A 7,081-nucleotide genomic window follows, 5' to 3' on the forward strand; every position below is an offset into this window, starting at 1 on the left:
CGCCGGCCGGGTTATCTCATGCGGGTCCGGAGGAAGTCCTGCGCGGCTTCGTTGGAGGTGAGGCCCAGCGCCGACTCGTAGGCAGCTCGGGCGTCGGCGGAACGGTCCAGCTGAGTGAGGAGGTCGGCCCGGATGGCGTGGAAGAGGTAGTAGGAGTCGAGGTTCAACGCATCGACCAGGGCGAGGGCGGCGGCGGGGCCTTCGACTTCGGAGACGGCGACGGCTCGGTTGAGCGCCACGACGGGCGTGGGGTCGAGGGCGAGCAGGTGGTCGTAGAGCTGGAGGATCTGCGGCCAGTCGGTGGCCTCGGGGGTCGCGGCGTCGGCGTGGACGGCGTTGATCGCGGCCTGCAGCTGGTACGGACCGGGCTGGTTGCGGCGCAGGCATCGCCGTACGAGCGTGTGGCCTTCGTCGATCAGCCGGTGATCCCAGAGCGCGCGGTCCTGGTCGCGGAGGCGGATCAGCGTTCCGCCGGGCGCGACCCTGGCCGGGCGTCGGGACTGCTGGAGCAGCATCAGCGCGAGCAGGCCGACCGCTTCGGGTTCGTCGGGCATCAGGTCGACCAGGAGCCGTCCCAGCCGGATCGCCTCGGCGGCGAGCTCGTCGCGGACGAGGGTGTCGCCGGACGAGGCGGCGTACCCCTCGTTGAAGATCAGGTAGACGACGGCGAGTACGCCGCGGACGCGCTCGGGCAGATCCGCCTCGTACGGGACGCGGTACGGGATGCCGGCGGCGCGGATCTTGGCCTTGGCGCGGACCAGGCGTTGCGCCATCGTCGGCTCGGGGACCAGGAACGCGTGCGCGATCTCGGCGGTGCTGAGGCCGCCGAGCATGCGCAGCGTGAGAGCGACCCGGACGTTCAGGGCGAGCGCCGGGTGGCAGCAGGTGAAGATCAGCCGCAGACGATCGTCGTGCACGGCACCCTCCTCCACCGGCTCGGTCTCCGCGTGCAGCAGCGCGGCCTCGGCGTGCTTGCCGGTCCGTGCGGCTTCGCGTCTCAGGCGGTCGATCGCGCGGTTGCGCGCGGTCGTGATGATCCATCCGGCCGGGCTCGGCGGTACGCCGGAGTCCGGCCATTTCTCCAGCGCCGTCGCGAACGCGTCCTGGACGGCGTCCTCGGCGATCTCCAGGTCACCGAACACGCGCGTGAGAACAGCCACCGCGCGCCCGTGCTCGGCCCGGAAGATCGCAGCGAGGTCAGCTGTCACGACTGGAACGGCCTGACCTCGACAGACAGGTTGCGGAGCACCTCGGCCAGCCGCTTGGCCCAGTGCAGCGCCGCGTCCAGATCCTCGACCTGGATGACCGTGAAACCGCCGAGATGCTCCTTGCCCTCGGTGAACGGCCCGTCGGTGATCAGCACGTCGTCGCCGCTCGCCTTCAGCACGGTCGCCGTCTCCGGCGGATGCAGACCGGCCGCGAACACCCACACGCCGGCCGCCCGCATCTCCTCGTTCAACGCCTGCAGGTCCCGCAGGATCGGCTCCAGCACCTCGGGTGCCGGAGCCGGACCGTCGGGCTGGTAGATGCTGAGCAGGTACTGGTTCATCGTCGCCTCCTTCTCGCCCTCTACACGAACGGTCTCAGCCCGGATCGACAGGCAGCACCACAGTAATTTCCAGCCCGCCTCCCGCGCGGGGCATGGCAGTGACGGTGCCGCCGTGGGCCTCGGCGACCGACCGGACGATCGACAGGCCGAGCCCGGCGCCCTTGCCGCCGACCAGCCGCTCGGCGCCCAGGCGGTAGAAGGGCTTGAAGAGGCTCTCGACCTCGTACGGCGGGATCTCGGGCCCGGTGTTCGTCACGGTGACGCGCACCTGGTCGCCGGCCCGTTTGCTGATCACGCGGACCCAGCGCTCGTCGCCGGGCGTGTTGTGCCGGATGCCGTTCTCCACCAGGTTGTGGACGAGCCGTTCGAGCAGGAGCGCATCGCCCCGCGTCGGCGCGTCGCCCGGGCCGCGGATCAACTCGACGCCGGCCGCGGCCGCCTCGCCGGTGAGCTGGCCGGTCACGTGGGTCACCACGTCCGCGAGGTTCACCGGGTAGACCGTGGTCAACTGCTTCTCGGAGTCGGCCAGGATCAGCAGCCCTTCGATCAGCTGCTCGTGCCGGGCGTTGATGGTCAGCAGGCTCTCACCCAGTTCCTTCACGTCCGGGGACGCCGTACGCCGGTGCATCGCGACCTCGACCAGGGCGCGGCCGAGCGTCAACGGCGTCCGCAGCTCATGGGATGCGTTGGCAACGAACCGCCGCTGGCCGTCGAACGAGTGGTCCAGCCGCTCGACCATTGTGTCGAACGCATCCGCCAGGTTCTTGACCTCGTCGTCCGGGCCTTTCAGTGCGATGCGCTCGTGCAGCGCGGCGGGCGACGCCGCGATCCGGCGCGCCGTGTCGGTGACCTGATGGAGCGGCGCGAGCACCCGCCCGGCCACCAGCCATCCGAACCCCGCTGCCAATGCGCCGACCGCGACCAGCGCGATGCTCCCCTGGGTCAGCAACGACTTGATCGCTGCCTGCCGTACTTGTTGCCGCTGCTGTTCCAGCACCCGTTCGGCATCCGAGCCGGTCAGGACGGCGCCGTCCTTGTTCATCACGTACACGTCGTTGGTCGGCGGTGCCGGCGGAGCCTTGCCCGGCGTCGGGCTGCTCAGGTACGTGCCCTTCACGATCACCCGGTACTGCTGGCCGAGGTTCGCGTTGAACAGCGCGTACGTGACGCCGAGCAGCAGCACACCGGCGACCATGAACAGCCCGCCGTACAGCAGGGTCAGGCGGCCGCGGAGCGACAGTCGTTTCAAGGGATGCGGTAGCCGACGCCGGTGACCGTCTCGACCAGTCCCGGCTCGCCCAGTTTCCGGCGCAGCTTCAGGATCGTCAGCCGGACCGCTCCGGTGAACGGGTCCACGTGCTCGTCCCATGCCTTCTCCAGCAGTTGTTCGGCCGACACGGTCGCGCCGTCGGCGCGCAGCAGCTCCGCGAGGACAGCGAATTCCTTCTTCGACAACGGCACGTACCGGCCGTCCCGGAAAACCTCGTGCCGGGCCGGGTCCAGCGTGACGCCGGCGCGGCGCAGGACGGGCGGATCGGCGGGCCGGCTGCGCCGCCCGAGCGCGAGCACCCGCGCGGCCAGCTCGGCGAACGCGAACGGCTTGGTCAGGTAGTCGTCGGCGCCCAGCCCGAGCCCCTCCACGCGGTCCGTCACCGCGGCCGCCGCGGTCAGCATCAGCACCCGCGTGGCCGACCCGGACGCGACCAGCTGCCGGCAGACCTCGTCGCCGTGGACGACCGGGATGTCGCGGTCCAGCACGAGGACGTCGTACGCGTTCACCGACAACCGTTCCAGCGCCGCGCCGCCGTCCGTGGCCACGTCGACGGCATGTGCATCGTCGCGCAGCCATTCCGCGATCGCTGCCGCCAGCAACGGCTCGTCCTCGACCACCAGTACCCGCACGCACCCCATGATCCCCGACGGCCCTGTTTCCGCGGTGTTTCCGGACTCGGAAACGGCCCGGAAACGGCCGGCCGAGCAGGGTTTCCGGAAACGAGAGGAGCAATGATGCGCAACACCATCCTGGCCGTTTCCGTCCTGGCGGCCGGCCTGATCCTGACCGGCTGCGGCGCCGACGAGCCCGACACCCAGGTGGCGTCCGGCACCGGCGCGCAGCAGACCACGGCGCCGAGCAGCGCGCCGGCCAGCCTCAGCCAGGACGAAATGGCGGTGAAGTTCACCCAGTGCCTGCGGGAGAACGGCCTGAACGTGCCGGACCCGGAGCCGGGCAAGGGCCCGATGCTGAGGTTCGACAAGAACTCCGGGGTCACCCAGGAGAAAGTCCAGCAGGCCATGGAGGCGTGCCAGCAGTACAACCCGCAGGCGCAGGGCAGCGCCAACCCGCAACAGCAGGAGAACGGCCGGAAGTACGCCGAGTGCATGCGGAAGAACGGGGTCGAGAAGTTCCCGGACCCGAAGCCGGACCAGCGCGGGATCATGATCGGCCCGGGTGTCGCGGACGATCCGGACTTCCAGAAGGCGCAGGACGCTTGCCAGAGCATCCTGGCGGCGCGCTGATGCGCAAGGCACTGACGGCTGTCGTCGTCCTGGCCGTGGGCGGCGCCGCCAGCGCTTTCCTGGTGAGCCGGGGCGACACCAGCCAGGCATCCGACCAGACCGCGCAGGCCGTGCCGGTCAACACCACGAAGGTCACCCGGCAGACCCTGAAGGACACCGAGACCGAGGACGGCCGGCTCGGCTTCGGCACGTCGTCCTCCGCGGTCAACCGGGTGGCCGGCACGGTCACCTTCGTCCCCGACAGCGGGCAGGAGCTCCGGCGCGGCAACACCGTCTACAGCATCGACAACGTCCCGACGACGCTCCTGTACGGCGCGCTCCCGGCGTACCGCAGGTTGGCGGTCGGGAGCGAAGGGACCGACGTCCTGCAGCTCGAGCAGAACCTGAAGGCGATGGGCTACACCGGGTTCACGGTGGACGACGAGTACACCGACGCGACCGCCGAGGCCGTCGAGGAGTGGCAGGAGGATCTCGGGCGGGACGAGACCGGAGTCGTCGAGCTCGGCAGCGTGCTGTTCGCACCCGGTCATCTGCGGGTGGACAGCGTGCAAGCCGAGGAAGGCTCGCCGCTCGGGCCGAACCAGCCGGTGCTCACCTACACCGGCACCACCCGGGCCGTCACGGTCCAGCTCGACGCGGCCGACCAGCGGCTCGCGAAGCTCAACGCCGCGGTCACCGTCGGGCTGCCGGACGGAAAGTCGGTCGCCGGAAAGATCCAGAAAGTTTCCACGGTGATCATCCCGGCGGAAAGCCCGGACCAGGACCCGGAAACGAAGGTCGAGGTGATTGTCGCCGTCGCGGACCAGAAAGCGGTGGCCGCCTGGTCGTCCGCGGCGGTCGACGTCACATTCACCGCGTCGGAGCGCAGGAACGTCCTGACGGTCCCGGTCGCGGCGCTGGTCGCGCTCCGCGAGGGCGGGTTCGGCGTCGAGGTCACCGACGGTACGACGTCGCGGTACGTGCCGGTGAAGACCGGGCTGTTCGCGGGCGGCCAGGTCGAGATCAGCGGCGCCGGCATCACCGCCGGCACCGCGGTGGGGATCCCGAAGTGATCGAGCTGACCGAGGTGACCAAGGTGTATCCGGGAGGCGTGCACGCGCTCGGCGGGGTCAGCCTGCGGATCGACCGCGGCGAACTGGTCGCGATCGTCGGCCCGTCGGGCTCCGGCAAGTCCACGATGCTGAACGTGCTCGGCACGCTCGACCGGCCGACGTCCGGCACGGTCCGGATCGACCGGTACGACGTGGCGCGGTTGTCCGACGCCGGATTGTCCGCGCTGCGGGCGACCCGGATCGGGTTCGTCTTCCAGCAGTTCCACCTCGCCGCCGGCGTCCGCGCGGTCGACAACGTCGCCGACGGGTTGCTCTACTCCGGTCTCCGGCTGGCGGTACGACGGAAGCGGGCCGCGGCCGCGCTGGAACGGGTCGGGCTCGCGCACCGCCTCGATCATGAGCCGCACGAACTGTCCGGTGGCGAGCGTCAACGAGTCGCCGTCGCGCGGGCAGTCGCCGGCGAACCCGCCGTACTGCTGGCCGACGAGCCGACCGGCGCCCTGGACTCCGCGTCAGGCGCGGGCGTGATGCAGCTCCTCCGCGACCTGCACACCGCCGGCACCACGGTCGTCGTCATCACCCACGACCGCGACATCGCCGCCTCCCTCCCCCGCCAGATCCGGATGCGCGACGGCCACATCGTCGAGGAGGTGCACGCATGAGCGGGACCCGAAGGAACGGAGAGCTCAGGCCCGCTTCGCTCAAACTCCGGGATGTGGTGCGGGTCGGGGCCGTCGGGTTGCGGACGCGGCCGATGCGGGCGTTCCTGTCCGCGCTCGGCATCGCGATCGGGATCGCGGCGATGGTCGCCGTGGTCGGCATCTCGTCGTCGTCGCGGGCCGAGCTCGACGGGCAACTCGATGCCCTGGGCACCAACCTGCTGACGGTCACGCCGGGCACCCGGCTGACCGGTGAGCAGGCCCAGCTGCCGCTCGCGGCCGAGTCCATGGTCCGCCGGATCGCCCCGGTCCGCGCCGAGTCCGCGATCGGCAAGGTCGACGACGCCTCGGTGTACCGGACCAGCAAGATCCCCGACGTCGAGACCAACGGCATCATCGCGTACGCCGCCCGGACCAACCTGCTCGACACGATCGGGGCCACGATCCGCAGCGGCAAGTGGATCGACGCCGCCACCGGCTCGTACCCGGCGACCGTCCTGGGCGCCGCCGCCGCGGAACGACTCGGGATCACCAAGGCCGGACCGGACACCCAGGTGCTGATCGGCAACACCTGGTTCACCGTGCTCGGCATCCTCGAGCCGGCCGCGCTCGCACCGGAGCTGGACAGTGCCGCGCTGATGGGCTGGCCGGCGGCGAGCGAACTCTCCTTCGACGGGCATCCGACCACGATCTACACCCGGTCGGACGACGCTCAGGTGCCCGCGGTCCGATCGGTGCTCGGCGCAACGGCCAACCCCGAGGCGCCGAACGAGGTCGAGGTGTCGCGACCGTCCGACGCGCTCGCCGCGAAGCAGGCCGCCGGTCAGGCGTTCACCGGACTCCTGCTCGGCCTAGGCGCAGTCGCGCTGCTGGTCGGCGGTGTCGGCGTCGCGAACATCATGGTGATCTCGGTGCTCGAACGCCGCGCCGAGATCGGCCTGCGCCGCTCGCTCGGGGCGACCCGCGGCCAGATCCGGACGCAGTTCCTGACCGAGTCGCTACTGCTGTCCGCGCTCGGCGGGATCGGCGGCGCGATCCTCGGCTCCGCGGTCACCGCCGGCTACGCGTCGTACCAGAACTGGCTGACGGTGATCCCGGTCTGGGCCCTGGCCGGCGGCGTACTGGCAACACTGGTGATCGGCGGCCTCGCGGGACTGTATCCGGCCGTCCGCGCGTCCCGCCTGTCCCCGACCGAGGCACTGGCGACGCCCTAGCTGTGATGTCCAGGGACGTTGGTTAGTCGGGTGATGGGTGGCTGGCCGCCGATTGCGCTGTGGGGTCGGTGATGATTGTAGAAGTGGAGC

At 70.8% G+C, this 7,081-nt stretch carries 8 protein-coding genes; 4 read left to right on the forward strand and 4 right to left on the reverse strand.

Annotated elements, in window-relative coordinates:
- Positions 1–11 precede the first annotated feature (11 nt).
- The 4 genes from AB0I12_RS38050 to AB0I12_RS38065 are packed head-to-tail and all read right to left on the reverse strand — an operon-like array spanning position 12 to position 3,451.
- Entirely contained in the window at positions 12–1,208 is a 1,197-nt protein-coding gene (locus tag AB0I12_RS38050) for an RNA polymerase sigma factor (RefSeq protein WP_359939795.1), read from the reverse strand.
- Entirely contained in the window at positions 1,205–1,549 is a 345-nt protein-coding gene (locus AB0I12_RS38055; RefSeq protein WP_359939798.1) for a YciI family protein, read from the reverse strand. Before AB0I12_RS38055 ends, AB0I12_RS38050 begins: the two co-directional genes overlap by 4 nt.
- Positions 1,550–1,583: 34 nt before the next feature.
- Complete coding sequence (locus tag AB0I12_RS38060) at positions 1,584–2,798, reverse strand: HAMP domain-containing sensor histidine kinase (protein ID WP_359939802.1); 1,215 nt, start codon at positions 2,796–2,798, stop codon at positions 1,584–1,586.
- Positions 2,795–3,451, reverse strand: coding sequence for a response regulator transcription factor (locus AB0I12_RS38065; protein WP_359939805.1), 657 nt, complete (start codon positions 3,449–3,451; stop codon positions 2,795–2,797). Before AB0I12_RS38065 ends, AB0I12_RS38060 begins: the two co-directional genes overlap by 4 nt.
- A gap of 105 nt (positions 3,452–3,556) precedes the next feature.
- Here AB0I12_RS38065 and AB0I12_RS38070 point away from each other — a divergent pair, with 105 nt between their 5' ends.
- The 4 genes from AB0I12_RS38070 to AB0I12_RS38085 are packed head-to-tail and all read left to right on the forward strand — an operon-like array spanning position 3,557 to position 6,991.
- Positions 3,557–4,066: a hypothetical protein gene (locus AB0I12_RS38070; RefSeq protein ID WP_359939808.1), complete on the forward strand. Its 510-nt coding sequence runs from the start codon at positions 3,557–3,559 to the stop codon at positions 4,064–4,066.
- Complete coding sequence (locus AB0I12_RS38075; protein WP_359939811.1) at positions 4,039–5,118, forward strand: peptidoglycan-binding domain-containing protein; 1,080 nt, start codon at positions 4,039–4,041, stop codon at positions 5,116–5,118. Before AB0I12_RS38070 ends, AB0I12_RS38075 begins: the two co-directional genes overlap by 28 nt.
- A complete protein-coding gene (locus tag AB0I12_RS38080) occupies positions 5,115–5,780 on the forward strand; it encodes an ABC transporter ATP-binding protein (protein WP_359939814.1) in 666 nt (221 codons plus the stop codon). Before AB0I12_RS38075 ends, AB0I12_RS38080 begins: the two co-directional genes overlap by 4 nt.
- Positions 5,777–6,991: an ABC transporter permease gene (locus AB0I12_RS38085; RefSeq protein ID WP_359939816.1), complete on the forward strand. Its 1,215-nt coding sequence runs from the start codon at positions 5,777–5,779 to the stop codon at positions 6,989–6,991. Before AB0I12_RS38080 ends, AB0I12_RS38085 begins: the two co-directional genes overlap by 4 nt.
- Positions 6,992–7,081 lie beyond the last annotated feature (90 nt).

Source organism: Kribbella sp. NPDC050459 (assembly GCF_040655315.1).
Taxonomy (GTDB): Bacteria; Actinomycetota; Actinomycetes; order Propionibacteriales; family Kribbellaceae; genus Kribbella.

What these genes read in the sequence shown, in the direction of transcription:
- AB0I12_RS38085 (WP_359939816.1), top strand. Translation starts at nt 5,777, where the DNA reads ATGAGCGGGACCCGAAGGAACGGAGAGCTCAGGCCCGCTTCGCTCAAA.
- AB0I12_RS38055 (WP_359939798.1), bottom strand. Translation starts at nt 1,549, where the DNA reads ATGAACCAGTACCTGCTCAGCATCTACCAGCCCGACGGTCCGGCTCCG.
- AB0I12_RS38070 (WP_359939808.1), top strand. Translation starts at nt 3,557, where the DNA reads ATGCGCAACACCATCCTGGCCGTTTCCGTCCTGGCGGCCGGCCTGATC.